The organism is Nocardioides turkmenicus (genome assembly GCF_011045035.1).
GTDB lineage: Bacteria > Actinomycetota > Actinomycetes > Propionibacteriales > Nocardioidaceae > Nocardioides > Nocardioides turkmenicus.
In genome coordinates, this window is record NZ_JAALAA010000004.1 from 1 (window position 1) to 26081 (window position 26081).

At 70.0% G+C, this 26081-nt stretch carries 28 protein-coding genes; 18 read left to right on the forward strand and 10 right to left on the reverse strand.

Going from position 1 to position 26081, the window contains the following annotated elements; all coding sequences use genetic code 11:
* On the reverse strand, window positions 1–889 hold an 889-nt coding region (locus G5C66_RS05465; protein WP_165109961.1), incomplete at its 3' end, for an RDD family protein.
* A 114-nt stretch (window positions 890–1003) separates the two neighbouring features.
* Between G5C66_RS05465 and G5C66_RS05470 the strand changes: the two genes are divergently transcribed.
* Both G5C66_RS05470 and G5C66_RS05475 read left to right on the forward strand, forming a co-directional pair.
* Window positions 1004–1888, forward strand: coding sequence for a spermidine synthase (locus G5C66_RS05470; protein ID WP_165109962.1), 885 nt, complete (start codon window positions 1004–1006; stop codon window positions 1886–1888).
* A 194-nt stretch (window positions 1889–2082) separates the two neighbouring features.
* The gene (locus tag G5C66_RS05475; protein ID WP_165109963.1) at window positions 2083–2253 is read left to right on the forward strand and encodes a hypothetical protein; all 171 of its coding nucleotides are present in this window, start codon (window positions 2083–2085) and stop codon (window positions 2251–2253) included.
* 85 nt (window positions 2254–2338) lie between these two features.
* On the opposite strand, the gene G5C66_RS05480 is transcribed toward G5C66_RS05475, so the two are convergent.
* Both G5C66_RS05480 and G5C66_RS05485 read right to left on the reverse strand, forming a co-directional pair.
* Window positions 2339–3844: an amidohydrolase gene (locus G5C66_RS05480; RefSeq protein ID WP_165109964.1), complete on the reverse strand. Its 1506-nt coding sequence runs from the start codon at window positions 3842–3844 to the stop codon at window positions 2339–2341.
* Between the two features lie 54 nt (window positions 3845–3898).
* On the reverse strand, window positions 3899–5461 hold the full coding sequence (locus tag G5C66_RS05485) for a helicase HerA-like domain-containing protein (RefSeq protein WP_165109965.1): 1563 nt from the start codon (window positions 5459–5461) through the stop codon (window positions 3899–3901).
* A 49-nt stretch (window positions 5462–5510) separates the two neighbouring features.
* Here G5C66_RS05485 and G5C66_RS05490 point away from each other — a divergent pair, with 49 nt between their 5' ends.
* Window positions 5511–5804, forward strand: a complete 294-nt coding sequence (locus G5C66_RS05490; RefSeq protein ID WP_008356154.1) for a type II toxin-antitoxin system VapB family antitoxin — start codon at window positions 5511–5513, stop codon at window positions 5802–5804.
* Window positions 5805–5830: 26 nt separating this feature from the next.
* The gene (locus tag G5C66_RS05495) at window positions 5831–6346 is read left to right on the forward strand and encodes a LytR C-terminal domain-containing protein (protein ID WP_165109966.1); all 516 of its coding nucleotides are present in this window, start codon (window positions 5831–5833) and stop codon (window positions 6344–6346) included.
* A gap of 3 nt (window positions 6347–6349) precedes the next feature.
* Here the strand turns inward: G5C66_RS05495 and G5C66_RS05500 are convergent, their stop codons facing one another.
* A complete protein-coding gene (locus tag G5C66_RS05500; RefSeq protein WP_241248268.1) occupies window positions 6350–7840 on the reverse strand; it encodes a potassium/proton antiporter in 1491 nt (496 codons plus the stop codon).
* A gap of 63 nt (window positions 7841–7903) precedes the next feature.
* Here G5C66_RS05500 and G5C66_RS05505 point away from each other — a divergent pair, with 63 nt between their 5' ends.
* The 5 genes from G5C66_RS05505 (at window position 7904) to G5C66_RS05525 (ending at window position 13131) form a co-directional block, all read left to right on the forward strand.
* On the forward strand, window positions 7904–9079 hold the full coding sequence (locus G5C66_RS05505; protein ID WP_165109968.1) for a pyridoxal phosphate-dependent aminotransferase: 1176 nt from the start codon (window positions 7904–7906) through the stop codon (window positions 9077–9079).
* 95 nt (window positions 9080–9174) lie between these two features.
* Window positions 9175–9537: a hypothetical protein gene (locus G5C66_RS05510; protein ID WP_165109969.1), complete on the forward strand. Its 363-nt coding sequence runs from the start codon at window positions 9175–9177 to the stop codon at window positions 9535–9537.
* Window positions 9534–10415, forward strand: coding sequence for a hypothetical protein (locus tag G5C66_RS05515; protein WP_165109970.1), 882 nt, complete (start codon window positions 9534–9536; stop codon window positions 10413–10415). The genes G5C66_RS05510 and G5C66_RS05515 overlap by 4 nt, the downstream gene beginning before the upstream one ends.
* Complete coding sequence (locus G5C66_RS05520) at window positions 10412–11746, forward strand: hypothetical protein (RefSeq protein WP_165109971.1); 1335 nt, start codon at window positions 10412–10414, stop codon at window positions 11744–11746. The genes G5C66_RS05515 and G5C66_RS05520 overlap by 4 nt, the downstream gene beginning before the upstream one ends.
* 293 nt (window positions 11747–12039) lie before the next feature.
* Entirely contained in the window at window positions 12040–13131 is a 1092-nt protein-coding gene (locus tag G5C66_RS05525) for a hypothetical protein (RefSeq protein WP_165109972.1), read from the forward strand.
* A 21-nt stretch (window positions 13132–13152) separates the two neighbouring features.
* On the opposite strand, the gene G5C66_RS05530 is transcribed toward G5C66_RS05525, so the two are convergent.
* Window positions 13153–14127, reverse strand: a complete 975-nt coding sequence (locus tag G5C66_RS05530; protein WP_165109973.1) for a MerR family transcriptional regulator — start codon at window positions 14125–14127, stop codon at window positions 13153–13155.
* Between the two features lie 166 nt (window positions 14128–14293).
* Window positions 14294–14782 (reverse strand): MarR family winged helix-turn-helix transcriptional regulator, encoded by a 489-nt coding sequence (locus G5C66_RS05535; RefSeq protein ID WP_165109974.1) that lies wholly within the window; start codon window positions 14780–14782, stop codon window positions 14294–14296.
* 41 nt (window positions 14783–14823) lie between these two features.
* On the opposite strand from G5C66_RS05535, the gene G5C66_RS05540 reads away from it, so the two are divergent.
* The 3 genes from G5C66_RS05540 to G5C66_RS05550 all read left to right on the forward strand — a co-directional run bounded on the left by G5C66_RS05540 (window position 14824) and on the right by G5C66_RS05550 (window position 18492).
* Window positions 14824–15735: an EamA family transporter gene (locus tag G5C66_RS05540; protein WP_165109975.1), complete on the forward strand. Its 912-nt coding sequence runs from the start codon at window positions 14824–14826 to the stop codon at window positions 15733–15735.
* Window positions 15736–15745: 10 nt separating this feature from the next.
* A complete protein-coding gene (locus G5C66_RS05545; RefSeq protein WP_241248270.1) occupies window positions 15746–17254 on the forward strand; it encodes a spermidine synthase in 1509 nt (502 codons plus the stop codon).
* Between the two features lie 461 nt (window positions 17255–17715).
* The gene (locus tag G5C66_RS05550; RefSeq protein WP_165109976.1) at window positions 17716–18492 is read left to right on the forward strand and encodes a GntR family transcriptional regulator; all 777 of its coding nucleotides are present in this window, start codon (window positions 17716–17718) and stop codon (window positions 18490–18492) included.
* A 163-nt stretch (window positions 18493–18655) separates the two neighbouring features.
* Here the strand turns inward: G5C66_RS05550 and G5C66_RS05555 are convergent, their stop codons facing one another.
* On the reverse strand, window positions 18656–20017 hold the full coding sequence (locus tag G5C66_RS05555) for a VWA domain-containing protein (RefSeq protein WP_165109977.1): 1362 nt from the start codon (window positions 20015–20017) through the stop codon (window positions 18656–18658).
* A complete protein-coding gene (locus G5C66_RS05560; RefSeq protein ID WP_165109978.1) occupies window positions 20014–20892 on the reverse strand; it encodes an AAA family ATPase in 879 nt (292 codons plus the stop codon). Before G5C66_RS05560 ends, G5C66_RS05555 begins: the two co-directional genes overlap by 4 nt.
* 112 nt (window positions 20893–21004) lie before the next feature.
* Between G5C66_RS05560 and G5C66_RS05565 the strand changes: the two genes are divergently transcribed.
* Entirely contained in the window at window positions 21005–21346 is a 342-nt protein-coding gene (locus tag G5C66_RS05565) for a hypothetical protein (RefSeq protein WP_165109979.1), read from the forward strand.
* Between the two features lie 17 nt (window positions 21347–21363).
* On the opposite strand, the gene G5C66_RS05570 is transcribed toward G5C66_RS05565, so the two are convergent.
* The gene (locus G5C66_RS05570; protein WP_165109980.1) at window positions 21364–22065 is read right to left on the reverse strand and encodes a winged helix-turn-helix transcriptional regulator; all 702 of its coding nucleotides are present in this window, start codon (window positions 22063–22065) and stop codon (window positions 21364–21366) included.
* A gap of 98 nt (window positions 22066–22163) precedes the next feature.
* Window positions 22164–22841: a winged helix-turn-helix transcriptional regulator gene (locus G5C66_RS05575; RefSeq protein ID WP_165109981.1), complete on the reverse strand. Its 678-nt coding sequence runs from the start codon at window positions 22839–22841 to the stop codon at window positions 22164–22166.
* Window positions 22842–22894: 53 nt separating this feature from the next.
* Here G5C66_RS05575 and G5C66_RS05580 point away from each other — a divergent pair, with 53 nt between their 5' ends.
* The 5 genes from G5C66_RS05580 to G5C66_RS05600 all read left to right on the forward strand — a co-directional run bounded on the left by G5C66_RS05580 (window position 22895) and on the right by G5C66_RS05600 (window position 26054).
* On the forward strand, window positions 22895–23023 hold the full coding sequence (locus tag G5C66_RS05580) for a DUF899 family protein (protein WP_206443776.1): 129 nt from the start codon (window positions 22895–22897) through the stop codon (window positions 23021–23023).
* A gap of 11 nt (window positions 23024–23034) precedes the next feature.
* Window positions 23035–23451 (forward strand): VOC family protein, encoded by a 417-nt coding sequence (locus tag G5C66_RS05585; protein ID WP_165109983.1) that lies wholly within the window; start codon window positions 23035–23037, stop codon window positions 23449–23451.
* Window positions 23452–23482: 31 nt separating this feature from the next.
* Entirely contained in the window at window positions 23483–24124 is a 642-nt protein-coding gene (locus G5C66_RS05590) for a PadR family transcriptional regulator (RefSeq protein WP_241248271.1), read from the forward strand.
* Between the two features lie 146 nt (window positions 24125–24270).
* Window positions 24271–25275 carry an ATP-binding cassette domain-containing protein gene (locus G5C66_RS05595; protein ID WP_165109984.1) on the forward strand — a complete coding sequence of 335 codons (1005 nt, stop codon included), beginning with the start codon at window positions 24271–24273 and terminating at the stop codon, window positions 25273–25275.
* On the forward strand, window positions 25272–26054 hold the full coding sequence (locus G5C66_RS05600) for an ABC transporter permease (protein ID WP_165109985.1): 783 nt from the start codon (window positions 25272–25274) through the stop codon (window positions 26052–26054). Before G5C66_RS05595 ends, G5C66_RS05600 begins: the two co-directional genes overlap by 4 nt.
* The last annotated feature ends 27 nt before the right edge of the window (window positions 26055–26081 follow it).

A 26081-nucleotide genomic window follows, 5' to 3' on the forward strand; every position in this document is an offset into this window, starting at 1 on the left:
GGGGCGGCGGCACCGTCTGGCCCTGGTTGGGTAAGGCACCGCGCGACGGCGGGATCGTCGGCGTCACCGGCTTCGGGGCCACCGGGCCCGAGGGCGGGGTCGCGAGCGCACCGCCGGGGGACGCGCCGGGCTCGTCGCGCTTCGCCTTCGGGCGGGACACCCCGAGCACACCGGCGCTGACCCGGCCCGCAGGACGGTAGCTGCCGGCGTCGTGGTCGTGCGGGGTGCTGAGCGAGGGCAGCGACTTCCGCTCCGCGACGGGCGCAGCCGCGACCGTCTTCCGGGCGATGCGCATGCGCTTCTCGTCGTAGGGGTCGAGGCCCTCGCGGACGTCGACCATCCAGATCTCGGCGGCCTTGTCGTGCCAGCCGCGGCCCCGCTTCTCCTTGTCGAACAGCGGAGAGGCCAGGAAGACGATCGGCGCGATCGGGACGATCCCGGAACCCCACAGCACCAAGGCGCGGAGGAACGCGCGGCCGATGCCGGGACGCTCCAGCGTCTTGACGTTGACCGAGCGGATCCCGGCGATGGACTTGCCCAGCGTGACGCCCCGGCGGCCGTGGAAGACGATCTGGAGGATCGCGTAGATCAGCGTCAGCAGCACGGTCGCGCCGCCCGCGATCACGGCCAGCATGAAGTCGGGGTGGGACATGAACCGGGCGAACCCGAACTTGCCCTGCGCCAGCTTGAGCAGCAGCGGGAGCGTGAAGACGAGATAGGGGACCTGCAGAATCGCGTAGCAGACGATGTCGACACCGGCGGCGAGCGCCCGACGGCCCAGCGGCGCGTCCTTCAGCCCGAGCGAGGCAGCGTAGGCAGGATCCGGCTTGCCATCTGCGGTGAGACCTTCGATCCGGTCGTCATTCTCGGCGACCTCCCATATCTCCACCGCAAGAACTCCTCACGCCCGATGTCCGAGTATTTTTCGGCGCTGACCCAGCAACGCCAGAAGGCTACCGGAATGTCCCGGCTCGGGCGCGATGGTGTCTGGGAGGATCTGCGTATGTCAACACCCGCCGGACGATCCGGAAGCCGCGAGCGCATCGTCTTCTCCGACGGCAGCACCGCCGACCTCGTACGCAAGGAGGACGGCTGGGTCATCGACATCAACGGCGTCGCGCAGTCCCATCTCGGTGATCCCGCCCAGCCACCGAAGCTCGCCTCGATCCGGTGGATGCTGGCCGCGCTCGGAGCTCAGGCGCCGCAGGCGGTCGCCCACCTCGGCGGGGCGCTGCTCGCCCTCCCCCGGGCGGTCGCCCACCGGTGGCCGGGGGCCCGACAGACTGTCGTGGAGCTCGAGCCCGCCCTGGTCGAGCTGACCAGGTCACGGTTTCCGCTGCCCGAGGGGATCACCATGGAGACCGCCGACGCGCGTTCGTGGCTCGTCGCGCATCCGGGGTCGGAGCTCGACGCCGTCGTCATCGACATCTTCGTCGGCAACCGGATCCCGCCGGCGTTCACATCGCTGGAGTGCATGACCGCCGCGCGGGATGCGCTGCGCGAGGGCGGTCGGCTGATCCTGAACTCCGTCGCCGGCCCCGAGCTGCTCTTCACCCGTCGCGAGCTCGCGACGCTGCGTACGACTTTCGAGCATGTCGCGATGATCGTGCAGGGGTCCGCGCTCGCGGGCGCCAGGTTCGGCAACGCCACCTTGATCGCCTCGGACTCGCCGATCGACGTCGACGCCATCCGTGCTGCGCTCGCCGGCGACCCGTCGAAGGGGGCGCTGGTGACCGACCTCGACCCGATCGTCGACGGAGCCGGCCCGATCGCCGACGCCGACCAGCTCTGGTCTCCGGTGCCGAACCTGCCCGACGCGAGCGCGGCGCTGCGGCTCCTCGAGCAGACCCGGAAGGCCGTCGACACGCTTAGGACAGCCTCCGACTGAGGGTTCCGTCGTCTTTGTCTAGCGAGATTCGGCCCTATCGCCCGGCAGATACCGCGTCAGGCATCGTCAGCCATTTCTTTTACCGAAACCGGCTTGTAACGTTCAAACAACCTGCACGCGACTTGCGCGCGGGATGCTTGATGAGCACGACAAACCACGATGCACACCATCTATCCGTTGTAGGGGGGACCTCGATGGAAACACTCACCGCGACCGAGCCTGAGGCGACCAGCACCGCCAAGCAGCGCAGCCTCAAGTTCCGGCACGCCAGTGCCCTGACCAAGCTCATGGACGAGCGACAGGACCTGCGCGGTGTTCACGTGTTCGCCGACTTCGTCGACGACTCGGTGCGCTGGTCCGCGTGACCGGCAACTAAATGGGGGGATCCACGATCCCGTTGCGTGAGGCCCGGCCGATGACGGCCGGGCCTCCGCGACTTCTGGGGACCGTCTAAGCGCCGCGGTGGGCGATCCGCCCGCCGACCACAGTCAGCGCGACGCCCCCGTGCGCGATGGCCGCGAGCTCCTCGACCGAGGCCCGGAGCGGGTCGACCTCGAGCACGGCCAGGTCCCCGCGGGACCCGGGAGCGACCGTGGGCTGACCGTCCACCGAGGCCGCCAGCGCCTCCTGCGCGGTCAGCGCCTGCTCTGGGTGCCACGGCTCCTTGCCGTCACGCGAGCGACCGACGGCGGCGGCGATGGCCAGCCACGGGTCCAGGGGCGCGACCGGGGCATCCGACCCCAGCGCCACCCGCACGCCTTCCTCGAGCATCCAGCGGGTCGCGAAGCAGCGCTCCTCCCGCCCCGGCCAGACGTCCTCGGTCATCTCGCGGTCGTCGAGGATGTGCGCCGGCTGCACGGACGCGGTGATCCCGAGCCGGGCCATCAGCGGCAGGTCCTCGCGGCGCACGAGCTGGGCGTGCTCGATGCTGCCCCGCGCCCCCGTCGCCGCGTACGCCGCCAGCGCCTCCGACACCGCCCGGTCGCCGATCGCGTGGGTGGCCACCTCGAGGCCGGCCGCGTGGGCCTTCCCGAGGAGTCCCTTGAGCTCGTCGGGCGACTGGTTGGGCGCCCCGCAGCTGTCCGGGTCGTCGGCGTACGGGTCGCAGCACCAGGCGGTGCGTGTGCCGAGGGAGCCGTCGCTGATGATCTTCAACGGACCCATCGTCAGCCGGTCCTCGCCCGGGATCAGCGGCTCGCCGGTGCGCAGACCCGAGGCGATCGCCTCGTCGAGCTGGTCGGCGTACGTCGCGACCCGGATCCGGACCAGATCGCAGCCGGCCGCCCACCGCGAGCGCCAGTCGTCGAGCCGGATCCCGACCTCGAAGTCGGTCATCCCGACCACGCCGAGCGCGGCGGTCCGGGTCAGCATCCGACGGTAGGCCGCCGGGGTGCTCCCGCTGGTCTCGAAGAGCTCCGCGACCCGCGGGTAGGCCTGGTACCACTCCGTCTCCTGCACCATGTCCTCGCGCCGTGGCAGCTCGAGCGCGTCGAGGGCGGCCGTGTTCAGCCAGGCATGGTGGAAGTCGTGGTTGACCAGGATCGCGGGGATGCCGCCGGTGACCGAGTCGAGCTCAGAGACGGTGCCCCATCGGTCCCAGGTGCCGGCCGAGTGACCCATCCCGACGATCGCCTCGCCGGGCCCACCCTGCCCGTCGAGGGCCCGCGCGGCCGCGGCCACCCGAGCCAGCGCCTCGGCGGGCGAGCGGGTGCCATGCAGATCGAGCCGGCTCGCTCGTAGCGTCCACTGGCCGAGGTGGGTGTGGGCGTCCCACAGCCCCGGGACGAGCCAGCGGCCACCCGCGTCGTACGCCTCGACACCCTCCGGCCGGGACAGACCTTCCCCGACCGCCGACACGAGACCGTCGGCGACGAGGACGTCGACCACCCCGGTGGGCACGGCTGCCCGAGGTGAGAGCGGAACGATGCGTACGTTCCGGAGAAGCAGGTCGGGCATGAGCAGACGATAAGGAGTCTGCCCATGCCCGGGCCAATCAGATATCGGGACAGCTCAGCGGCGCTTGAAGAGTCCCTTGACGAGCTCCCGCGCGGCGGTGCGCGCGGCCTGCTTGAACGCGGTCGACTTCACGACCGTCTCGATCATCGAGTCGTCATCGTCCCGCGACCGCGACCGCGAACCCGAGGGCTTCTTCGCAGCGGTCTTCTTGGCCGCCTTCTCCTCGGCCTCGGCCTGCTCCGCGGCCTTCGCCGCAGCAGCCGCAGCCTCCGTCTTCGCCGCGATCTGGTCGGCGGCGGACTCGACCTCGACAGCCGTGGAGTACTTCGGCGCCAGCGGCGAGGCCGCCACGGCAGCCTCCATCGCCGAAGCCTCCGCAGGACCCATCAGCGACTCCGGGGCACGCAGCCGGGTCCAGGCGACCGGCGTGGGCGCACCGCGCTCGTTCATGACGGTCACGATCGCCTCGCCGATCCCGAGCGTCTGGATGACCGCGCCGAGGTCGTCGTAGGAGGAGGTCGGGTAGGTGTTGACGCTGGCCTTGAGCGCCTTGGCGTCGTTGGGCGTCGCGACCCGGAGCTGGTGCTGGATGCGGGAGCCGAGCTGGCCGAGCACGTCCTCGGGTACGTCGGTCGGCTTCTGGGTCACGAAGAAGACGCCGACCCCCTTGGAACGGATCAGCCGGACGGTGTTGGTGATCTGGTCGAGGAACGCGTCGGAGGCGTCGTTGAAGAGCAGGTGGGCCTCGTCGAAGAAGAAGACGAGCTTGGGCTTGTCGGCGTCGCCGACCTCGGGAAGCGCCCGGAAGAGCTCGGCGAGCAGCCACATCAGGAAGGTCGAGAAGATCGCTGGCCGGTCCTGCAGGTTGGGAAGCTCGAGCAGCGAGATGATCCCGGCGTCGCCGTCGTTGCGTACGAAATCCGTGACCGCGAAGGCCGGCTCACCGAAGAACTCGTCCGCGCCCTGGTCGGCGAAAGCGATGAGGGTACGCAGGATCACCCCTGTCGTCGCGGAGGAGAGGCCGCCCAGGCCCTTGAGATCGGCCTTGCCCTCGTCGGAGACCAGCCACTGCAGCACCGCTCGCAGGTCGTCGAGCCCGACCAGCTTCAGACCGGCCTTCTCGGCGTAGTGGAAGACGAGCCCGAGCGAGGACTCCTGCGTCTCGTTGAGCCCCAGCACCTTGGACAGCAGCGTCGGGCCGAAGGCGTCGACCGTGACCCGGACCGGGATGCCGGTGCCCTCGCCGCCGAGAGCGAAGTATTCGACCGGGAACCCGCGGCCCTGCCAGGCCTGCCCCACGGATGCTGCTCGTGCGGTCAGCTTCTCGCTCGACTCGCCCGGGGCCGAGAGGCCGGAGAGGTCGCCCTTGATGTCGGCGGCGAACACCGGGACCCCGGCTGCGGAGAGCTGCTCGGCCAGCAGCTGCAGGGTCTTCGTCTTTCCCGTGCCGGTCGCACCAGCGACCAGGCCATGCCTGTTCAGCATCCCCAAAGGAATGCGGATCGGCGTCTCCGTCAACGTCTCAGCGTCCGCCATCAGCCCCCCGAGCTCGAGGGCAGAACCCTCGAATTGGTAGCCGGGCCCGACCGCTTCCGAAAGAGCAGCAGCATCCGTCATGGGCCGACTCTATGTTGGGTTTTGTCCCGAGGGCGATACAGTCACGAGGGTGATCTTCAAGCGTGTCGGCGATTCTCGCCCCTACCCTGACCATGGTCTGACGACCAAGGGGTGGGCTGCGCTGCCTCCTCGGACGGTCCGTCTCGACGAGCTGGTGACCACGAAGGACACCCTCCAGCTGGTGGCTCTGCTCAACGAGGACTCGACGTTCTTCGGTGACCTCTTCGCCCATGTCGTGGAGTGGAACGGCGAGCTCTACCTCGAGGACGGGCTCCACCGGGCGCTCCGCGCGGCGCTCCAGCAGCGCAACGTGCTCCACGCTCGCGTGCACACGCTCGGCTAGCCTCTCGAGCGGTTAGGCTCGGCATCATGCTCGACTCGGCCCTCACGGGACTTCGTACGTTCATCATCCTCGCCGTCCTCGCGGCCGCGGTCGCTCTGGCCGGTGCCTGGGGATGGAAGGCGATGACCGCGCCCTTCCCGCAGAAGGTGGATGTCGGGCCGTGCGTGGACGCCCCGGTCAAAAAGGGCTCCGAGGTCTACCCGTCGCAGGTGGTCGTGAGCGTCCTCAACGCGAGCACGCGGGCGGGGCTCGCCACCCGGGCGATGACGGACCTCGTCGACGAGGGCTTCGTCAAGGGTCGCACCGGCAACGCGCCCAGCGGCACCAAGCTGAAGACCGTCGAGGTGTGGACGCCGGACGAGAACGCCCCCTCCGCCACGCTCGTCGCGAGCTGGCTGGGCGATGCGAAGATCGTCGAGAAGAAGATCGACATCCCCGGCATCGTGGTCGTGACCGGCGAGAACTTCCCCGAGGTCGCCGGCGGCGAGAAGACCGTCACCGCCAAGGCGGACGGCACGATCTGCAGCCCGCCGGTGGAGTAGGGCTCACCGCAGCCAGCCGGCCAGGCGGCCCTTCCTGCTCACCATCTCGAGGCGGCGTTCGGCCTGCTCGCGCAGGTTGCGGGGCACGACGACCAGGATCACGTCGCGGGCCCTGAGGACGGTGGTGCTGTCCGGCACCATGGTCTGCCCGTCGCGGATCAGCAGCGACACCGACGTCCCTGTGGGCAGGCGGAGCTCGCCGACCTCGACGCCGTGGAGCCGCGACTCGCGCGGGATCCGGAGCTGGATCAGGTCGGCCGCGATCTGCTCCAGCGGCGCGACGTCGAGATCGAGAGAGCGCGGGTCGTTGGGGCGCGCGACCGAGAGCACCCGCGCGACCCACGGCAACGTCGGACCGGTCAGCAGGGTGTAGACGACGACCATCACGAAGACCAGGTCGAAGAGCTCCTCGGCGCCGTCGACACCCTCGGCCAGCGGGATCGTGGTGAGCACGACCGGTACGGCCCCGCGCAGCCCGGCCCAGGAGACGAACACGGTCTCGCGCCACGACATCCGCGAGACCACCGTGCTGATCAGCACGGATGCCGGCCTCGCGAGGAAGGTGAGGATCAGCCCGGCGGCCAGGGCGAGGCCGATCGTCTCGACGTCGATACGTCCCGGGGAGAGCAGCAGTCCCAGCATCACGAAGAGCCCGATCTGGGCCAACCAGGCGACACCCTCGGCGAACGACCTGGTGGCGCCGCGGTGGGGAAGCTCGGCGTTGCCGAGCACGAGCGCGGCGACGTAGATCGCCGCGAACCCGGATCCGTGCAGCCAGGCCGACCCGCCGTACGCGAGGAAGGCCAGCGTCATCACGGCCAGCGGGTAGAGCCCGGCGGACGGCAGCGCGGCCCGGCGCATCATCCATGCGCCGCCGAAACCGACGAGCAGACCGATCACGATGCCCAGCAGCAGCTCACCGACCACGATCCCGGCCACCACGGTCGGATGGTTCTCGCCGATCGCACCGCTGGCGATGAGCGTCACGATCACCACGGTCGGGGCGTCGTTGAGCCCCGACTCCGCCTCGAGGACACCGGTCAGCCTCTTCGGCAGCGGCACCACCCGCAGCACCGAGAACACCGCGGCCGCGTCGGTCGGCGACGTCACCGCTCCCAGCAGGAAGGCGAGCTGCCAAGGGAGCCCGAGCAGGTAGTGGGCCCCGACCGCGACGATCCCGATCGAGACCACCACGCCGACCGTGGCCAGCATCAGGCCGAGGCCGAAGGCGGGACGTACGTCTTTCCACGACGTGGTCAGACCACCTTCGGCCAGGATCAGCGCGAGCGCCCCGAAGCCGATCGCGTGCGCGACCGCGGCGTCGTCGAACCGGATCCCGAGCACCGACTCGCCGAGCAGCACGCCCATCAGCAGGTAGATCAGCAGCGACGGCAGGCCGGCCTTCGTCGAGACCCGCACCGCGAGGATCGCCAGCAGCGTGACCAGGGAGCCGATCAGCACGAACATGTCGAGCTGATGGACGTCGAAGCTCATGTACGTCGGGCCCCCCTCCGACCTCTGGGTCTGCATCTTATGGCGCGCCCTAGTGTTTGCTCCATGAACCGCCTGACTGCTGCCCAACGCGCGAACGTGCCTCCTTTTCACGTGATGGACATGCTCGAGCGGGCGGCGCAGCGGCAGCGGACGTACGCGGACCTCATCTCGCTCACCTCGGGGCAGCCGTCCACGGGGGCGCCGCAGGCGGTCAGTACGGAGGCAGTGCGGCTGCTGCAGAGCGGTGACCCGCTGGGCTATACGCCGGCGACCGGGATCCTGGAGCTGCGGCAGGCGATCGCCGGGCACCACCGGGCCTGGCACGGGATCGAGATCTCCCCCGACGACGTGATCGTCACGACCGGCGCCAGCGGCGGCTTCCTGGCCAGCTTCCTGGCAGCCTTCGACGTCGGCGACAAGGTCGCGATGGCCCGGCCGTCGTACCCCTGCTACCGCAACGTGCTCGCCGCCCTGGGCTGCGAGGTCGTGGAGATCCCGACCGGCGCGGCCGAGCGCTTCCAGCCGACCGTCGAGCAGGTCCAGGAGCTGCACGAGCGCGTCGGGCTGAAGGGGCTGGTGGTGGCCAGCCCGGCCAACCCGACCGGGACGATGCTGCTCCCGGAGGAGCTGGCGGCGCTGGCGCGCTACTGCGAGGAGGCGGGGATCCAGCTGATCTCCGACGAGATCTACCACGGCCTGACCTACGGCGGGGACGGTAGCCGTGGCCGCAGCGCCTGGGAGACCTCGCGCGACGCCGTCGTCTTCGGCTCGTTCTCCAAGTACTTCTCGATGACCGGCTGGCGGATCGGCTGGCTGCTCGCGCCGGCCCACCTGCGGCGCGCGATCGACGTCCTGGTCGGCAACTTCACCATCTGCCCGCCCGCGCTCGCCCAGCACGCCGCGGTCGCCGCCTTCACCCCGGACGCGTACGCCGAGCTCGACAGCCATGTGACCCGCTACTCGACCAACCGCGGCGTGCTCCTCGACGGCCTCCGCTCCCTCGGCGTCACCGAGATGGCTCCGGCCGACGGCGCGTTCTACGTGTACGCCGACGTCAGCCGCTGGACCGACGACACCATGGCCTGGTGCCACGAGGTCCTGGACCGCACCGGCGTCGCGATGGCCCCGGGTGTCGACTTCGATCCCGTCGACGGCCACCGCTTCGTACGTCTCTCCTTCGCCGGTTCCACCGCCGAGATCGAGCAGGGCCTCGACCGTCTCTCCACCGTCCTTCGCTGAGTCGATCCAGGCGATTTTGAGAAAGTTCAGGATTTTACGTTTAGAAACCGCTCCAGCGGGGTAGGACCATCACAGAGACCTGTCCGAGGAGGGATATGTACGGCGACAGCGACGTGATCCGTCGTCGGGTGAACCGTCTGCGCGAGCAGGCGGACGACATCCGCGCAAGTGCCGACAAGCTGGTGGTGCAGGCCGAGGCCGTGCCGTGGCACGGCCGGGCGGCCGAGTCCCTTCGCGGGCGGATGAAGGAGCGTGCCACCGCGCTGCGCATCTCGGCCGAGCAGCACGACCGCGCGGCCGACACCCTGGCCAAGCACCTCAAGCAGGTCGATCTGCTCAAGGAGCAGATCGCCGAGGCCGAGGCACGCGCCGAGGCGCTCGTCGCCGACGGCAAGCTCAACGGATTCGAGGCCCCTGAGCCGGGCCACAAGGACTGGCTGGAGGTCACCCTTCGATGACCACGATCGACCTGGGCCCCGCTCCGGCGGCGCCGTCCGAGCCGTGGGCAGGAGTGCCTCGCCGGGTCGGCCTGACCCTTCCCGAGCTCACCCATGCCTGCGAGGCCATCGGGGCGCCGCTCCCCTTCGAGGTCGCCACGCATCGCGAGGAGGGGCTCGACGCCCGGTTGGGGCGTACGCGCTCGGCGACCGAGGCCGAGGCCCTGGCCCGCGCCGTCGACGGCTTCGGTGAGGGCAGCGCCTCGCTGCAGCGGCGCGACCTCCTCGACGCCGACGGCACCCTCGACGCCGGGATCGCCGGCGCTCTCGGACTGCTGGCGACCCCGGAGGTGGTCATCGACCTCGACGTCGTCGTCGACGGGCTGCGTGGCCGGGCCTGGCACCGGCAGAAGGGCGAGGCGGCCGCCTCGCTCGCCACCGTGGACGGGCTGGTCTTCGAGCTCTCCTGGTATCCCTCCGCTGCCTGGGCGACCGAGCTCGGCCGCACCGCCACGCTGCCCAGCGACACCGCCCGGCTGACCTCGGCGGTTCCCGACCAGCTCGAGGTCCCGTTCGCGACCGCCGACGCCGTCTTCGAGGCGCTGCGCACCGGCCGCGCCGACCTGGTGCCCGTGCTGACCGCAGGCGACGTCGTCGTCTCGAGCGCCCTCGAAGCCCTCTCCAACGAGACCCACGGCCGCCTCCGTGCCGTCGTCGCGACGACCGCCGATCCGGAGAACCCGCTGATCGGCACGGTCTCCTGGACGCTGGTCAACGACGGCTGGCGGTCTCTGCGTACGGTGTCGCTCGACGGTGAGCTGACGCTGCTGATCACCAGCGTGGAGCCGTCCGAGCTCGCCGCAGACCTTGCCCCTGTTCTTGCGGAGGTGGCCCGATGAACGGTGCCGGAAACAACGATCCTGCGAATCGCCTGGGACCGGTCCCGGGCGGTGCCCCCGACTCGGCGCCCGCACCGGCGGGCCCGGAGGACAAGTACGCCCAGATCCTCGGCCTGGCGAGCTCCATCGGCGACGCCGGCGCCCAGCTGCGCGAGTGGGCCGAGCTCGGCGCCGAGATCCTGAACGACGACGACGTCACCGACTCGGCCGAGCTCTCCGCGAAGACCTGGGAGCCGGCCGAGGACGACATCCGCGCCGCGATCTCCGAGAAGGGCGGCATCCTCGGGCTCGGGCAGGCGCTCGACGCCGATGCCGTCTCGGTGCGCGCCACGGTGGAGACCTACCGCTGGATCGACGAGCTGCAGGCAGCGGCTCGCCGCTCGCTGGGTGCGATCGCCGCCAACGCGCTCGACTACCTCGCCCCCGAGGTCGAGCTCGGCGGATCGCTGCTGTCCGCAGGGCTGATCGAGACCGACGCACTCGACCGTGAGGGCGTCAGCGCCTACCTCGGCGAGCTCGCCCAGGGTCACCCTGAGCTGATGGACCACATCGCCACCGGCGGGGGACTGCTCGAGTCGCTCGAGCTGCGCTCGCTGCTCACCGCCGACTTCCCGCGCGGCGACGACGCCGCGGCGGCCACCGCGGGCGCCCGGCGCGCCGCGGGCATCGACGCGTTCACCACCGACGCCGGCCATGCGCTGCGTGACGTCGGCGGGGCGCTGGCCGCCACCGATGAGGAAGAGACCCGCGCAGGCGACGTCACCGCAGCCACCCCGGCCACCATCGAGGAGCTGATCCGCACCCTCGAGGCCACCGAGGCCGGTGTCGCGGTCCAGAAGGCGGCCCCCGGCCGCTACATCGCCTACCTCCCGGGCCCCTACGTCGGCAGCCGGCGTCTGCGGCTCGTCTCCGGCGACCTCTCCGACTACATCGCCACCGCCTCTCGGACCATCGAGGACGCGGTCGAGCCGGGCTCGCACGTGATGCTCGTCGGTGCCGCGGCAGGCGGCACCGCGGCGGCCGCGATCGCGGCGGCAGCCGGTGGTGCGTACGCGGTGGATCAGGTGGTCACCGTGGGTGCTCCGGGCGCGGCAGCGCCGCGGGTTCCGGAGACCACCCGGGTGCTGTCGCTCGAGGACCGCTCCGACCCGGTGGCGCTCCTCGGCGGGCTCGTCAACGCGAGCGTCGGACACCGGTTCACGGTCGTCTACGACGGCACCGCGGCGGAGGACGGTCACTACATCGCCGGCGGGCGAGCCGCGGACAACGCCAGCCACGACGAGCTGCGGGACGAGATCGGGAGGATCCGCGAGCTGGGATACCTGGCCTAGGCCGTGTAGCCCGGAGACACGGCGGCCGCGAGCGGCGTTTCGGGCCGATCTGGCAAGGCGGCGCCGTGAAGGCATCCTGGAGGCTGTCGAGCGGCGCCAACGCGGCCAGATCGGATGCGAAACGCCGCGTAGCGGGCGTGGATCCGGGATACACGGCCTGGTATGACGGGGTTGCGATGAGGATCTGAGTCGATACGGTGTAGGTCGCCCTCTGCGCCATCCCCGGCGAACCTGTGCCCGTCACCGGTTGGTCGATCGCGGTGGGCACTCTGACGCCTACCCGATCGGTCCCAGTGAAGTCCATCGTCATCCACGCCGGCCTCCCCAAGACGGGCACCTCCGCGGTCCAGGCGTTCTTCAGCACCAACGTGGAGAAGCTCGCACGCGCCGGTATCCACTACCCCCAGCACCGGGTCGACAGGAACGGCATCAGTGCCGGCAACGCCGGGTCGCTCATGGAGCGCTCCGGGCATCTGTTCGTGGCCTCACCCCGCGCGATCGCCGACACGCTCGCGGACTTCGAGGCGAGCGGCTGCCACACGCTGCTGCTGTCCTCCGAGGCGTTCCTGCCCGAGCTGTCCGGGATCGCCGCGGAGATGCCGCCCGAGGCACGGTTCGTCCTGTACGTCCGCGATCCCCTGGCCTTCATGGAGTCCGACTACAACCAGCGGGTCAAGCGGCTCCCGCACTTCCATCCGTTCGAGCCGGTGCCTGAGGCGTACGGCGGGTGGCTGGGCCACGAGCACCTCTACCGCGCGCTCGACACCGAGTCCGTGCGGTCCCGGCTGGTGCTCCGGCCCTACCTTCCTGAGCTCTTCGTCGGCGGCAACCTGCTCACCGATCTGCTCGACACCGCCGGGATCGACACCACCGAGCTCGGTGACCTGTCCTTGCGGCAGGTCAACCTCTCCTACTCGCTGCACGCGCTCGAGATCAAGCGTGCGCTCAACGCGCTTCCGCTCGGGGAGCAGCTCCAGGAGCGTCTCGACGTCCACCTCCAGTCCTGCCCGCTGGGTCCCACGAACTACACGCTGATTCCTCCCGCCGACTACGAACGGCTCCGCAAGGTCGCCGACGACGAGCTGCACGCGCTGGCACTGAAGTACGACATCGACTCCCTCGAGCCGATGCGGGAGCTGCTGCGTGACAAGCCGCAGAAGCCCTTCCACCCCCAGGCGCTCACCGAGGAGGAGGTCGACGCCGTCGTCCGGCACATCGCCGCCGTCGGCAAGCGGCTCACCCGGCGGATCGCCCAGATCCTCGCCGAGCACCCCGAGATCGAGCTGGTCTACCCGTCGCTGCGCGACTCGTTCGCCGCCGCGGCCGCGGAGCTCGACGAGGAGACCGTGGCCGCGGGGCGTCGGCGTTGGTGGTGGCGGCGCTAGGCGCAGGGATTGCCTGAGAAGTCAGGCCAGATCGGCGACCACGATGGTGTGGTTGTCCGGCTCCCCAGCGGCGACGACAGCGGCGGCGACCGCATCCGCGACCTCCTGCGGACCGGCCTCGGCGGTGATCAGGGCGGCCAGGTCGTCCACGTAGGAGTGGACCCCGTCCGTGGACAGCACGAGCCGGTCGCCCGACAGCAGGTCGAGCGTGATCTCGTCGGCGACGACTCCCGGGACGAGGGCGCGGTTGAGCAGCGCCCGGTGCTCGTGGGAGCGAGCCTCCTCGAGGGTCAGCTGGCCCGCCTCGACCATGGCCGCGACGACCGTGTGGTCGTGGGTGACCTGGCGTACGTCTCCGTCGCGTACGAGGTAGACCCTCGCGTCGCCGATGTGGGTGATCCTCGCGGTCGAGCCGTGCAGGTCGACCGCGGTCAGGGTGGTGCCCGACTTCGGCACCTCGCCGAAGACCTCGTGGATCGCCGCGGTCAGCCCGCCGGCGGCGTACGCGGTCAGGACCGCCCCGGCGAGGTCGTCGCGATCCCCGAAACCATCGGCGACGGCGATCAGCTCGGGGGTGACCAGGAGCGCGTCCTGCTGGGTGGCGCGGCCACCCTGTTCGTGGCTGACGCCGAGCTCGGCGTGCAGTCTCTCGGTGGTGGTTGTCATCGGTGGTGCCTCGTTCCTCATCGCGTGGACGAGGATGGAGACCATGGTGCGGCGGGTGGCCGTGTCGGCCTCGACCTGGCGCCAGTACCTCTCGATCTCGGCCGCCGCGGCGGTGGCCGGCATGTCGAGGACCTCCCGGATCCGGGCCAACGGCATCCCGACCAGGCGCAGCGTCGCCACCAGACGGGCGAGTCCCACCTGATCCGGTGAGTAGCGCCGATAGCCCGAGTGCGCGTCCACCTCGGCAGGCGGAAGCAGACCCAGGTCGTCGTACAACCTCAGAGCCTTCGGCGTCAGCCCGGTCTCCCGGGCGAAATCGCCGATGTTCACAAGCCCCTCCACGCCGCTCATGCGACCGCTCCCGTGGCGCAAGCGCCAGAATACGAGAGCGGTCGCCTGAGCCTTGTGGTCGCTCGCTGACGCTCGCTCATGCTCACCATCCTCCCCGGTGATGGTCACCGGTGTCATCAGATTGGTGTCTGCCCTTGGGGCAAGCTCAAGCCCCGGTCTGCTCGGCCCACTTCTCCAGCAGCCGGGCGAGCGAGCGTCGTTCGGCGGCTGTGAAGACGGCGAGCAGGCGGTGCTCGTTGGCGATGTGGTCGGTGAAGGCGGCGTCGATCAGCTCGCGTCCGCTCTCGGTCAGGGCGATCCGGCGCCCGCGCCCGTCCTCGTCACGACGACCTCGGCTGACCCAGCCCTGGGCCAGGCAGCGGTCGACGCGCTTGGTGACCGCTCCCGAGGAGACCATCGTCTGCTCGCCGAGCTCCTTCGGAGTGAGAGCGTACGGAGCACCTTGCCGTCGCAGCGTCGCGAGCACGTCGAACTCCCCCTCCCCGAGCCCGTGCTGGGCATAGACCGCCACGAGCTCGTCGGTGAGCCGCAGCGCGAGGCGGTGGAGCCGGCCGATGACGGCCTGCGGCGTGACGTCGAGGTCGGGACGTTCCTGCTCCCACTGCGCCATCACGGTCGAGACATGGTCTGCCATGACTCGGGAATATATCTGACGTGGAAGATATTATCCCTTCCATGGAAAGTAGATTCGCCACCCTCGCGCTGGCCGCGATCGCTCCCGTGGCCTGGGGGTCGGGCTACTTCGTCACCGCCACCTTCCTGCCGCCGGACCGACCGCTGTTCGGCGCGGTGGTCCGCGCGCTGCCCTTCGGCCTGCTGCTCCTGGCGCTCCGGCCTGGCCTGCTCCACGGTTCCTGGTGGTGGCGCACGGCCGCGCTCGGACTGCTCAACTTCGCGGCGTTCTTCACCCTCGTCTTCGTCGCCGCCTACCGGCTCCCCGGTGGCCTCGCCGCGACCTTGACCGCGGTCGCGCCGATCGTGGTGATGCTGCTGGCCTGGGCCTTCGCCGGCGAGCGGCCGCGTGCCGGATCGCTCGTGGCCTGCGTCGTCGGCGCCATCGGCGTCGCCCTGCTCGTACTCCGCGGCGGCGCGAGCCTCGACCTGGTCGGTGTGCTGGCCGCCTTCGCCTCGGTGGCCGTGTTCGCCACCGGCTTCATCCTCGTCAAGATCTGGCAGCCGCCGGTCGGACTGCTCACCTTCACCGCCTGGCAGCTCGTCCTGGGCGGCCTGGTCCTCGCTCCGGTGGCCCTCCTCGTCGAAGGCCCGCCGCCCGCGCTCGACCTGTCGGCCGTCGGCGGCTACGCCTACATCGGCATCGTCGGCACGGTCGCCGCCTACGCCGTCTGGTTCCGGGGCGCCCGCCGGCTGTCCGCGGCCGCGGTGTCGCTGATCGGCCTGCTCAACCCGGTCTCCGGCATCCTCATCGGCCTCGCGTTCGCAGGCGAGGAACTCACTCCGGTGAGTGCCCTCGGGATGGCCCTGGTGCTCGGTGGCGTGCTCCTCGGACAGCCTGCGGTGCTCGACCGGATCAGGGCGCGGCGTACGGCTCAACCGGATCCGTGTGCGGACGTTGGAGTCGCCGGATAAGTTCACCTCCATGAAACTGCGTGCGCGTGCGCTCGAGCTGCTCGTCTTCACCGTCGGTGCCGGCACCTTGGGATCGGAGATGGCCGCGGCGCGGCTGCTCGCTCCGTGGTTCGGCGACTCGACGATCGTGTGGGCCAACACGATCGCAACGGTGCTGGTGGCGCTCGCGATCGGCTACTCCGTCGGCGGCCGGATCGCCGACCGGAACCCGCATCCCTCGGGCCTCGCCAAGATCGTGCTGATCGCGGCAGCCCTCCTGGCCGCGGTGCCGTTCATCGCCGACCCGTTCCTCCCGCTCGCGGTCAAGGCGGTCGACCAGCTCAGCGTCGCCACCTTCGCCGGATCCCTGGTCGGGGTCGGCGTCCTGCTCGCGATCCCGCTGTTCCTGCTCGGCATCGTCAGCCCCTACGCCGTCCGGCTGAGCGTCGAGGCCGTCGAGGACGCCGGCCACGCGGCCGGACGACTCTACGCGATCTCGACGGTCGGCTCGCTGGTCGGCACCTTCGCCGCCTCGCTGTTCCTCATCCCGGTCGTCGGGACGCGGCGTACGTTCCTGATCTTCGCCCTCTGCATGGCCGTCTGCGCGATCCCCCACCTGGTCAAGGGCCGCCTGCCGGCTGCGGTCGTCCCGGTGGCGATCCTCGCCCTGATCGCGTTCCCGACCGGTTCGATCAAGACCCTGACCAGCAACGGCGGCGAGGTGATCTGGGAGAAGGAGACGGAGTACCAGTACGCCCGTGTGGTCGAGTACGACGACGGCACCCGCTATCTCGAGCTCAACGAGGGCCACGCGGTGCACTCGGTCTACACCGAGGGCGAGTGGCTCACCGGCGCCTACTGGGACGAGATGCTCTCGCTGTCGTACGCCGGCGCGGAGGCCCCGAAGTCGGTGGCGATCCTGGGCTCGGCCGCCGGGACGACCGCGCGCCAGTTCGGCCACTTCGCCCCCGACACCCGGGTCGACGCCGTCGAGATCGACGAGGAGGTCACCAAGGTCGGCCAAGAGCTCTTCGACCTGAAGGACCAGCCGAACCTCCACCTCCACACCGCCGACGCCCGCCCGTGGCTGCAGAAGCAGACCCGGAAGTACGACGCGATCATGGTCGACGCCTACCACCAGCCCTACATCCCCTTCTACCTGACCACGAAGGAGTTCTTCGCGCTGGCGAAGGCCCGCCTGAACCCGGGCGGGGTGCTCGTCGTGAACTCAGCCCACCCGGAGGGCTCGACAGCGCTGGAGAAGGTCCTCACCGCAACGCTGCGGACCTCGTTCGGCGAGGCCGTCTGGCGGTCGGACTCCGGCCCGACCAACACCCACCTGATCGCGACGGTCGATCCTGAAGCCGATCCCGCTGCGAACCTCACCGCCACCGCTGAGTCGCAGCCCGCCGACCTGGCCGACACCCTCACCGACTCCGCGTCCCGGCTCGAGCCGGGCCTCCGGGGCGGGACGGTCTACACGGACGACATCGCGCCGGTCGAGTGGCTCACCGACCTGAGCCTGCTCGAGGTTGCCTGACCCGCTCGGGCGCTTCACCTCCCCGATCGGGATCTTGCGCAGGCACCCGACGCAGACCTGGTCGGGCGCGACCTTGCTGAGCCGACGCGGCGGCAGCACGTGCCACGTGCCCAGCCGGCGGCCACACACGGTCAGGACGTACCCGTTGCTCCTCTTGGCCGAGCGAAGGTGCCAGAAGCTGCCCCGGTCGGTCCGGTAGACCAGCGGGTCTTTGGCCAGGACCGGTGGTCTCTCGCTGGATCCCATGCTGAGTCGGTCGTCTACGAACACGAATTCCCCCCAAGGAATGTCGATGGCTCTCGTCGTTGAGTGCCCCGAGACGCCGGTGTCACAGCTGGGCCATGCGCCCAGCGCCCCGAGACGGCTTCGACCATATGTCCACTCATTGCAACGGGTCAAGGCGGAAAGGGTGGGGCTATGCGGCTATTCGGGATCTGTACGGCTCAGTAACGTGTTCTTCTATGAGCAACCCCCGTCCGCGCGGCCTGCCGAAATACCTTCACGTGGCCGACTATCTGCGGGCCCAGATCGACGACGGCACCTATCTGCCGGGCGAGCGTCTACCGACCGAACCCGAGCTGATGGACACCTTCCCCTACGACCGCGCCACGATCCGGCGAGGCCTGGCGGTGCTGCGCAACGAGGGCCTCATCACCAGCGAGCAGGGCCGCGGCGTCTTCGTACGCGACGCCACCAAGACCCGCTACGACCTGATGAGCATGCTGATCACCGACCCCAGCCACCCGGCGAAGCCGGACGCGGCCTACCACCAGCCGCCGCGCGGCCCGGACGACGGCATCTCGGTCGAGCACTCCTACGAGGTCATCGCGGCCGGCGAGAAGCTCGGCGAGGCCTTCGACCTCGACCCGCGCAGCGAGCTGCTCAGCACCACCTACACGTTCTTCATCAGCGGCGACACCGCCGAATACCGCACCACGGCCTACATCCCGTATCCGCTGGTCATCGACACCCCGCTGGCCACCCCGACCGACGACTGGCCGCAGCCGCCGATCAAGGACATGCTGGCCACCGTCGGCATCAAGGTCACCACCGTCGCCATGGACATCGAGTCGCGGATGCCGACCCCGCAGGAGACCTTCGACCTGCAGATCCCCGACGGCACCCCGGTCCTCTCCGACCGGCGTCGCTTCCTCGCTGACGACCGAGTCGTGTGCATCACCGACTCCGTCGGCGTCGCCGACCGGATCATCTACGGGCTGGACCTCAAGCTGCAGTGACCCCCGCTGGTCGAGCCGCCGGAGCCTCTAGGCGTAGGCGTGTCGAGCGGTGTATCGAGCTTGTCGAGATGACCGACACAGTCTCCTGTCGCGCTCGATGGGACTGTGTTGGTCTCGACACGCTCGGCCGCGGACGGCCTCGCGGCTCGACCAGCGGGTGCGATCAGGCGAGGTCGTGGACGAACTCGCTGAGCTGGGTGAGGTTGCGGCACTCGCGCATCTCGATGATCGACCCGTAGCGCGTGGCCTCGGAGTCACCGGCGTCCCACTGCGTACGCACCTCGGGGTTGAGCCAGTAGGAGTGCCGCGCCGAATCCGCCATCGCGCGCAGCGAGTCGACGGCCAGGTCGGAGTAGTTGGACCGGGCGTCGCCGAGGATGAGCAGCGACGACTTCGGACCGAGCGCGTCGGCATGCCGCTCCTGGAAGAGGGAGAAGGCCCGGCCGTAGTTGGTGCGCCCCATGCGTGCCGCGTGCTCGGTCGCCTTCGTCAGCTCGGTCATGGTGTCGACCAGGTCGGCACCGGGACGGAAGTAGGAGGTGACCTCGTGGATCTCGTCGACGAACGTGAACGCACGCACCTTGCCGAACTGCTCGCGCAGCGCGAAGACGAGCATCAGCGTGAAGGTCGCGAAGTTGGACACCGACCCCGACACGTCGCACAGGATCACCAGCTCGGTGCGGTGCGGCCGCTTGGGCCGGAACCTCAGGTCGACGGGCACGCCGCCGGTGGACATCGAGGACCGGAGCGTACGCCGCAGGTCCACCGCTCCTCGCCGGCGAGCGTGGTGCTCCTGGGTGAGCCGCGTCGCCAGCCGGCGCGCCAACGGGTAGATCTCGCGCCGGAGCGCCTCCAGGTCGGTGCGCCGCGCGTGCAGGAAGTCGAGCTTCTCGATGGTGGGGCGTACGGCGATCTTGGCGATCTGCTCGGGGCCCTTCTCCTCAGCGATCCGGCGGCGGGCATCGGCCTCGACCAGGCCGCTGAACCGGTCCACGCGGCGGGTGCCGACGCGCGCCGCCTCCTCCTCGGTCCATCCGCCCTGCTGGAGGCCCTCGATGAGCCGCGCGGTGAGCTCGTCGGTCGAGAGCCGGCGCAACGCCGTGTAGGACGACCACGAGCTCAGTCCGGGACCGCGTCCGGGCATCGCCCCGAACCGCGCCACCGCCTCGGCGGCCAGCTGACGGAGCAGCTCGACGTCGTCGGCCTCCAAGGCCTCGGCCAATCGCGAGGTGAACTCGGCCAGCGCCTCGGGCCCGTCCTTCGCCACCCCGGCGGCCTCGGCGTCTGCGTCGACGCCCGACCCGACCATCCGCGGGAAGTAGAGCTCGAAGAGACCGTCGAAGGTGGCCCGTTGGTTGGCGCGCTTGACCAGGGTCGCGGCGTACGCCTCCTTGACCTGGGTGCGGTCGTTCCAGCCGATCAGACCGAGGGCGGTGACCGCGTCCAGTCCCTCGGAGAGCGACACCGGCAGCCCGGCTCCCCGAAGAGCTTCGAGGAACTCGATGTGCCGGTCGAGAAGGGTCACCGCTTCAACCGCAGCTCTCGGACCGCACGGTCGACGTCAGAGGAGTGCTTGAGGACGACGCCGAGGGTGTCGGCGACGGCCTTGTCGGACAGGTCGGTGATCTCCAGCGCGATCAGGGTGCGCGCCCAGTCGACGGACTCGGCGATCGAGGGCGACTTCTTGAGCTCGAGCTCCCGGAGCCTTCCGACGACCGCGACCAGCTGGCGGGCCACCTTGTCGTCGAGCCCCGGCACCTGGGAGAGCACGATCTCGCGCTCCCGGTCGGCGTCGGGGTAGTCGAGGTGGAGGTAGAGGCAGCGTCGCTTGAGCGCCTCGGAGAGCTCGCGGGTGGCGTTGGAGGTGAGCACGACCAGCGGACGGCGGGTCGAGGCCATCGTGCCGAGCTCGGGGATGGTCACCTGGAAGTCGGAGAGCACCTCGAGCAGCAGACCCTCGACCTCGACGTCGGTCTTGTCGACCTCGTCGATCAGCAGAACAGTGGGCTCCGAACGGCGGATCGCGGTCAGCAACGGCCGGGTCAGCAGGAACTCCTCGGAGAAGATGTCGTCGTGGGTCTCCTCCCACGCCTGACCGTCACCGGCCGCCTGGATGCGGAGCAGCTGCTTCTTGTAGTTCCACTCGTACAGCGCCCGGGCCTCGTCCAGACCCTCGTAGCACTGCAGCCGCACCAGCTCAGCCCCGGTCGCCCGGGTGATCGCCTTGGCGAGCTCGGTCTTGCCCACCCCGGCCGGCCCCTCGATGAGCACCGGCTTCTCCAGCGCCCCGGCGAGGTAGGTCGTCAGCGCCGTCGAGTCGTCCGCGAGGTAGCCGACGTCCCCCAGGCGAGTGACGGCCTCGGTGGGCGAGGAGAACCAGGACGACGTACGCGAAGGCATGACGCGACACTAGCGAGTCTGCTCCGAGTGCGCTCCCGGTGTCCGGGTGGGACTTTCGTCATAGTGTCGGTCGGGGCCGTCACCGTGGCACCGATCGGTCGTTAGGTACGTCGTGCACTCGGACACGCCGCGATCGCTCACGCTGGTCGCCGTCGCCATGAAGGTCTGCGCGCTGACGGCGCTCGCAGCCTTCTGTCTGGTTGCCATCACCACGCCATCCGAGCCGCGATCGCTGGCGAAGCGGGAGCAGCCCGAACTCGCCGCGATGCTCGAGCAGCACCACTGCGTGGCGCCGCCGACGATCGCGCCCTGGCGCCGGGAGAGCGCCATCATCCGCTCGCCCCTCGGCGAGCTGAAGCACGTCACCCTCGACGTCGGCCAGATGATCGAGAAGGGCGAGGCCCGCGGCGAGCTGGTCGCCTTCTGCGCCGATCCGGTCGCGGCGACCCCCTAAGAGGTCGCCGCGCGGGGTCAGCTGGCCTCGGCGAGGGTGTTCGCGAACAGCCCGAGCACGCGGTCCAGCGCGGCGCGGTCGCCCTCGACCTCGAGCCCGGCCTCGGCGATCGCGGCATCCACCGGGAAACCCATGAAGACGACACCGGTCCACGCGGTCGAGTCGCCCGCGATGGTCACGTCGGCGTCCTCGAGCGTGCCCTCGGCGAGGTCGAAGTCGTTGCCCTTCCAGATCAGCCGGAACTGCTGCGGGTCGGCGTCGGGGCGGCGTACGTCGGTGAGCTCCCAGGCGACGCTGATCGGCTCGGAGGTCGTCGCGCTGCCGGCGGGCACCATCGTGCGCATCGCCACCATCACGCCGCTCGGCGTCATCCCGGCGGACATGACGGGGAAGCGGGACGAGCCGTGGGCCCAGCGTCCGAGCGCGCCGAGGATGGTCTCGAGCTCGCGGCCCCACGGCGTGAGCGCGTAGGCCGTCGTCTTGGTGATGTAACCGAGCTCGGTCTCGACCACGACACCGGCGTGCTCGAGGAACTGCAACCGGTCCTTGAGCTCGTCGGTGCTGACCCCGATCACGGATGATTCCAGGTCACGCGCGGTGCGCGGCCCGAACATCAGCTCGCGCACGACGATCAGGCTCCACCGGTCGCCGATCAGGTCCAGTGCGTGCGCGGCTGCGCACGCGTCTCCGAGGTCCCCGTAGGTCAGGTTCAGGGTCACGTCGATCCTCTCCGAGTCATTCGATCCCATCGAGAGTAGTGAGCCCGAACTACACGTCGTCAGTGCCAGAAGTCCCGGCGTCCCGGTGAAATCCGGCGCTACGCGATGGCCTGGTACGCAGCAGCGACCCGCTCCACCGCACGCCGGTCGCCCTCGACGCTCATCGTCCCGACCGGCTCCCCGCCGAAGACCACGCCGGCCCACGCGGAGGAGTCGCCGGAGACGGTCACCTCGGGCGCATCGTCCGCGCCCTCGGTCAGCTCGAAACGGTCCTCGTCCCAGTGCAGCCGGTAGCGGCGTACGCCTGCGGCGGGACGCCGCTCGTCGTGCAGCTGGATCGCGATCCGGACCGGGCCGTCGTCCCACTCCGGCGCGGCGGCGTAGGGAGCCATGGTGCGCATCGCGACGATCACTCCGTCGGGGGTCATGCTGCCCTCCGGCACCGGGAAGCCTGGCGAGCCTTGGGCCCAGCGGCCGAGCGACCGCATCACGTCCTCCAGCCCCTGCCCCCACTCGGTGAGCCGGTAGACGCGAGTCTGCCCGAGGTCGTCGAGCTGGGCCTGCTCGACGACGCCGCTGTCCCGTAGCGCCCTCAGCCGGGAGGTGAGCACGGCCGGCGTGATCCCGACGACGGCCGAGGCCAGGTCGGCGAACCGGCGCGGACCGAGCAGCAGCTCGCGCGCGATCACCATGCTCCACCGGTCGCCGATGACATCCATCGCGTGCGCGGTCGCGCAGGCATCGCCCAGGTCGGCGTACGTCCGCTTCTTCGGCATCGATCCTCCCAACTCTCTTCACAAGAGTACCAACTATGTTTAACATAGTGCGCATGTCCATCCCGCTTCCGCCGGTCACCGACCGGACGACCTGTCTGCACGAGCGCAACGCGCTCCTCGACCGCGAGAAGGCGCACACCCGTGCCGGAGACGCCCTCGCCGCCGACCGCTGCTGCCACTGAGGAGAACCCGGATGCGTACGACGATCGCCCTGCCCACCCGCGACCGGACCCGGTCGCACGTCTTCCTCCGCGACGGCCTCGGCCTCGAGACTCCCGGCGACCCCGCCGAGGACGGAGTCCCCGAGCCGCTCCGCGCCACGCTGTCGGAGACGTGCGAGGTGATGATGATCCCGACCGGCGGGTTCAAGTGGGTCACCGGCCAGCTCGGGGACGAGCCGATGGACGCAGCGACCCTGCCCGCTCCCGAGGATCTGAAGCAGTGCCTGGTCACCATCCAGCTCGGCTCGCGCGAGGAGGTCGAGGATCGCTATGCGGCCGCGACGGCTCTCGGCCGCGGCGTGCTCGGGCCGGAGGCGGCACCCTGGGGCGAGTACCGCGCGGTCGTCGCGGACCCCGACGGCCATCTCTGGCAGCTGACGTCCCACTGAGGCCCGGTCGTGCCGCCCCTAGAATCTCCCTATGGCCGGAGACGACACACGGATGCTGCTGCTGGGGGCGGTGGCGCTGTTCGAGCCCGTCAACGGCTACCAGATCCGGCGCGAGCTGATGTCGTGGCAGGTCGACCAGTGGGCCAACATCAACCCGGGCTCGATCTACCACGCGCTGACCTCGCTCTCCGAGAAGGGCCATCTGACCAGGCACGACCTGGTCGACAACGGGCGTACGGTCGCGGTCTACGAGATCAGCGACAGCGGCCGCGCGGAGCTGGAGCGCCTGGTCACCCGATCCCTGGAGGCCGTCGACGCTTACCACGGCGTCTCCTTCTACGCGGGGTTCTCGCTGATGCCGCTGCTGGAGCGGCCGGCCGCGGTCCGGCACCTGAGCGTCCGCCTGAAGAACCTCGAGCGCACGATCAAGGAGCTCGACGCGGCCGCCCGGGTGAACGTCCGAACTGCGCCGCCCCACACCGTCGCCGGCCTGCACCTCCAGATCGACAAGCTCCGCGCCGAGCGGTCGTGGCTGGTGGAGGTGCTGGACGACGTACGCAGCGGCAAGCACTTCTTCGCCGGCGACTCTCCCGGCTGGACGCCTGCCGATGACGACCCCGGGTGGCAGATGGACGCCGACCGGAAGCGCTACCGGGAGATGCTGCGCCGCTGAGCCGGGGCGGTCGGACGGAACTGGTTTGACAACTGGTGATCAAAATTGAGCACTCCGGGTATTCAACTTTGAATAGCCCGGTAAATCGGGTGATTGTTGTCCGTGGTCCGTGCTTGTCTGGACTCGCACGCACAAGGGAGTGACACATGATTCACGCACGCGGCCTGAGGCACACCTTCGCCTCCGGCCATGGCAAGCAGAAGAAAGAAGTCGTCGCGGTCGACGGGGTCGACCTCGACGTCGACGAGGGTGAGGTGGTCGGCTTCCTGGGGCCGAACGGCGCCGGCAAGACCACGACCCTCCGCATCCTCACCACCCTCCTCAAGCCCACGGCCGGCACCGCCACGGTGGCCGGCTTCGACGTCGCCACGCAGTCCGTCGAGGTCCGGCGCAGCATCGGCTACTGCTCCCAGGTCGGATCGACCTTCTCCGGGGCCTACGCGGGCGACGAAGTCGTCGACCACGGGATGCTCTACGGGATGTCCAAGAAGGACGCCACCGCGAACGGGCAGGCGCTCTTCGAGCGGCTCCAGCTCGACGGGCTGTGGCGCCGCAAGCCGCGCAATATGTCCGGCGGCCAGAAGCGCCGCCTCGACATCGCGATGGCGCTCATCCACGCCCCCAGGCTGGTCTTCCTCGACGAGCCCACCACCGGCCTCGACCCGCAGGCGCGGGCCAACCTCTGGGACCACATCGCCTCGCTGCGTACGGACCACGGGGCGACGGTCTTCCTCACCACCCACTACCTCGACGAGGCCGACACCCTCGCCGACCGGGTGATGGTCATCGACCAGGGCCGCATCGTCGCCGACGACACCCCGGAGAACCTCAAGGCGGCCGTCTCCGGCGACCTGGTCTCCCTGGAGGTCGCCACCGACGAGCAGGTCGCGATCGCGCGCGAGAAGCTCGGCTCGATCTCGGAGAACGTCGAGGTCGACGAGCGACTGGTCAGCGGCCGGGTGCCGCGCGCCGGGAAGGCAGTCCCCGGCCTGCTGCGCGACCTGGAGTCCAACGGCGTCTCGCTGGAGTCGATCGAGGTCGCCCGTCCCACCCTGGACGACGTCTTCCTGACGCTCACCGGTCGCACCCTGCGCGACGCCGAGGCGGGCGCACCCGAGGCCGACAACGAGAGCCAGGAGGCCACGGCATGACCGAGTTCCAGCAGCCCGTCCTCAAGTCCGGCTTCCTGCGGGAGTCGTTGGTCGTCTTCAACCGGCAGCTGCGGATGAACCTCCGCAACCCGGCCTGGGTGCTCATCGGCGTGATGCAGCCGATCCTCTACCTCGTGCTCTTCGGCCCGCTGCTCGAGCCGCTCATCGAGCAGCTCGGTGGCAACGCCTACAACTGGTTCGTCCCCGGCATGCTCGTCCAGCTCGGCGTCTTCGGCGCGATGTTCGCCGGGTTCTCGCTCATCGGCGAGTGGCGCGAGGGCGTCATCGAGGCGGAGCGGGTCACCCCCGCCTCGCGCGGGGCGCTGCTCTTCGGCCGCCTCTACCGCGACCTGCTGCAGATCCTGGTGCAGGCGATCATCCTGGTCGTCCTCGGCCTGGTGATGGGCATGGACTTCAAGCCTGTCGGGATCCTCGTCGGCATCGCGATCACGGTGCTCATCGGTGGCGCCGGCGCCGCCGCCTCCAACGCGTTCGCGCTGCTCGTGAAGAGCGAGGACGTGATGGCGCCGGTGACCAACATGCTGCTCATGCCGATCCTGCTGCTCTCCGGCATCTTCCTGCCGATGAGCTTCGGCGCCCAGTGGCTCGAGACGCTGGCCGACATCATCCCGACCAAGCACATCGTCGACGCGGTGCGAGCCTCGTTCTTCGGTGACCTCGGCATCGCCGACATCGGCTGGGGCGTCGGCTGGACCCTGGTCCTGTTCGCGCTGTCGGTGTGGTGGGGCATCTCCACGTTCCGCAAGGAGAACGCTTAGCAAGACACGGGCCGTCTCTCAGCGGCG

Bases quoted from the DNA above. Each gene is read 5' to 3' on its own strand.
- G5C66_RS05470 (WP_165109962.1), top strand. From the start codon at position 1,004: ATGTCAACACCCGCCGGACGATCCGGAAGCCGCGAGCGCATCGTCTTC.
- G5C66_RS05475 (WP_165109963.1), top strand. From the start codon at position 2,083: ATGGAAACACTCACCGCGACCGAGCCTGAGGCGACCAGCACCGCCAAG.
- G5C66_RS05480 (WP_165109964.1), bottom strand. From the start codon at position 3,844: ATGCCCGACCTGCTTCTCCGGAACGTACGCATCGTTCCGCTCTCACCT.
- G5C66_RS05485 (WP_165109965.1), bottom strand. From the start codon at position 5,461: ATGACGGATGCTGCTGCTCTTTCGGAAGCGGTCGGGCCCGGCTACCAA.
- G5C66_RS05495 (WP_165109966.1), top strand. From the start codon at position 5,831: ATGCTCGACTCGGCCCTCACGGGACTTCGTACGTTCATCATCCTCGCC.
- G5C66_RS05500 (WP_241248268.1), bottom strand. From the start codon at position 7,840: ATGAGCTTCGACGTCCATCAGCTCGACATGTTCGTGCTGATCGGCTCC.
- G5C66_RS05505 (WP_165109968.1), top strand. From the start codon at position 7,904: ATGAACCGCCTGACTGCTGCCCAACGCGCGAACGTGCCTCCTTTTCAC.
- G5C66_RS05510 (WP_165109969.1), top strand. From the start codon at position 9,175: ATGTACGGCGACAGCGACGTGATCCGTCGTCGGGTGAACCGTCTGCGC.
- G5C66_RS05515 (WP_165109970.1), top strand. From the start codon at position 9,534: ATGACCACGATCGACCTGGGCCCCGCTCCGGCGGCGCCGTCCGAGCCG.
- G5C66_RS05520 (WP_165109971.1), top strand. From the start codon at position 10,412: ATGAACGGTGCCGGAAACAACGATCCTGCGAATCGCCTGGGACCGGTC.
- G5C66_RS05535 (WP_165109974.1), bottom strand. From the start codon at position 14,782: ATGGCAGACCATGTCTCGACCGTGATGGCGCAGTGGGAGCAGGAACGT.
- G5C66_RS05540 (WP_165109975.1), top strand. From the start codon at position 14,824: ATGGAAAGTAGATTCGCCACCCTCGCGCTGGCCGCGATCGCTCCCGTG.
- G5C66_RS05545 (WP_241248270.1), top strand. From the start codon at position 15,746: ATGAAACTGCGTGCGCGTGCGCTCGAGCTGCTCGTCTTCACCGTCGGT.
- G5C66_RS05550 (WP_165109976.1), top strand. From the start codon at position 17,716: ATGAGCAACCCCCGTCCGCGCGGCCTGCCGAAATACCTTCACGTGGCC.
- G5C66_RS05560 (WP_165109978.1), bottom strand. From the start codon at position 20,892: ATGCCTTCGCGTACGTCGTCCTGGTTCTCCTCGCCCACCGAGGCCGTC.
- G5C66_RS05575 (WP_165109981.1), bottom strand. From the start codon at position 22,841: ATGCCGAAGAAGCGGACGTACGCCGACCTGGGCGATGCCTGCGCGACC.
- G5C66_RS05580 (WP_206443776.1), top strand. From the start codon at position 22,895: ATGTCCATCCCGCTTCCGCCGGTCACCGACCGGACGACCTGTCTGCAC.
- G5C66_RS05585 (WP_165109983.1), top strand. From the start codon at position 23,035: ATGCGTACGACGATCGCCCTGCCCACCCGCGACCGGACCCGGTCGCAC.
- G5C66_RS05590 (WP_241248271.1), top strand. From the start codon at position 23,483: ATGGCCGGAGACGACACACGGATGCTGCTGCTGGGGGCGGTGGCGCTG.
- G5C66_RS05595 (WP_165109984.1), top strand. From the start codon at position 24,271: ATGATTCACGCACGCGGCCTGAGGCACACCTTCGCCTCCGGCCATGGC.
- G5C66_RS05600 (WP_165109985.1), top strand. From the start codon at position 25,272: ATGACCGAGTTCCAGCAGCCCGTCCTCAAGTCCGGCTTCCTGCGGGAG.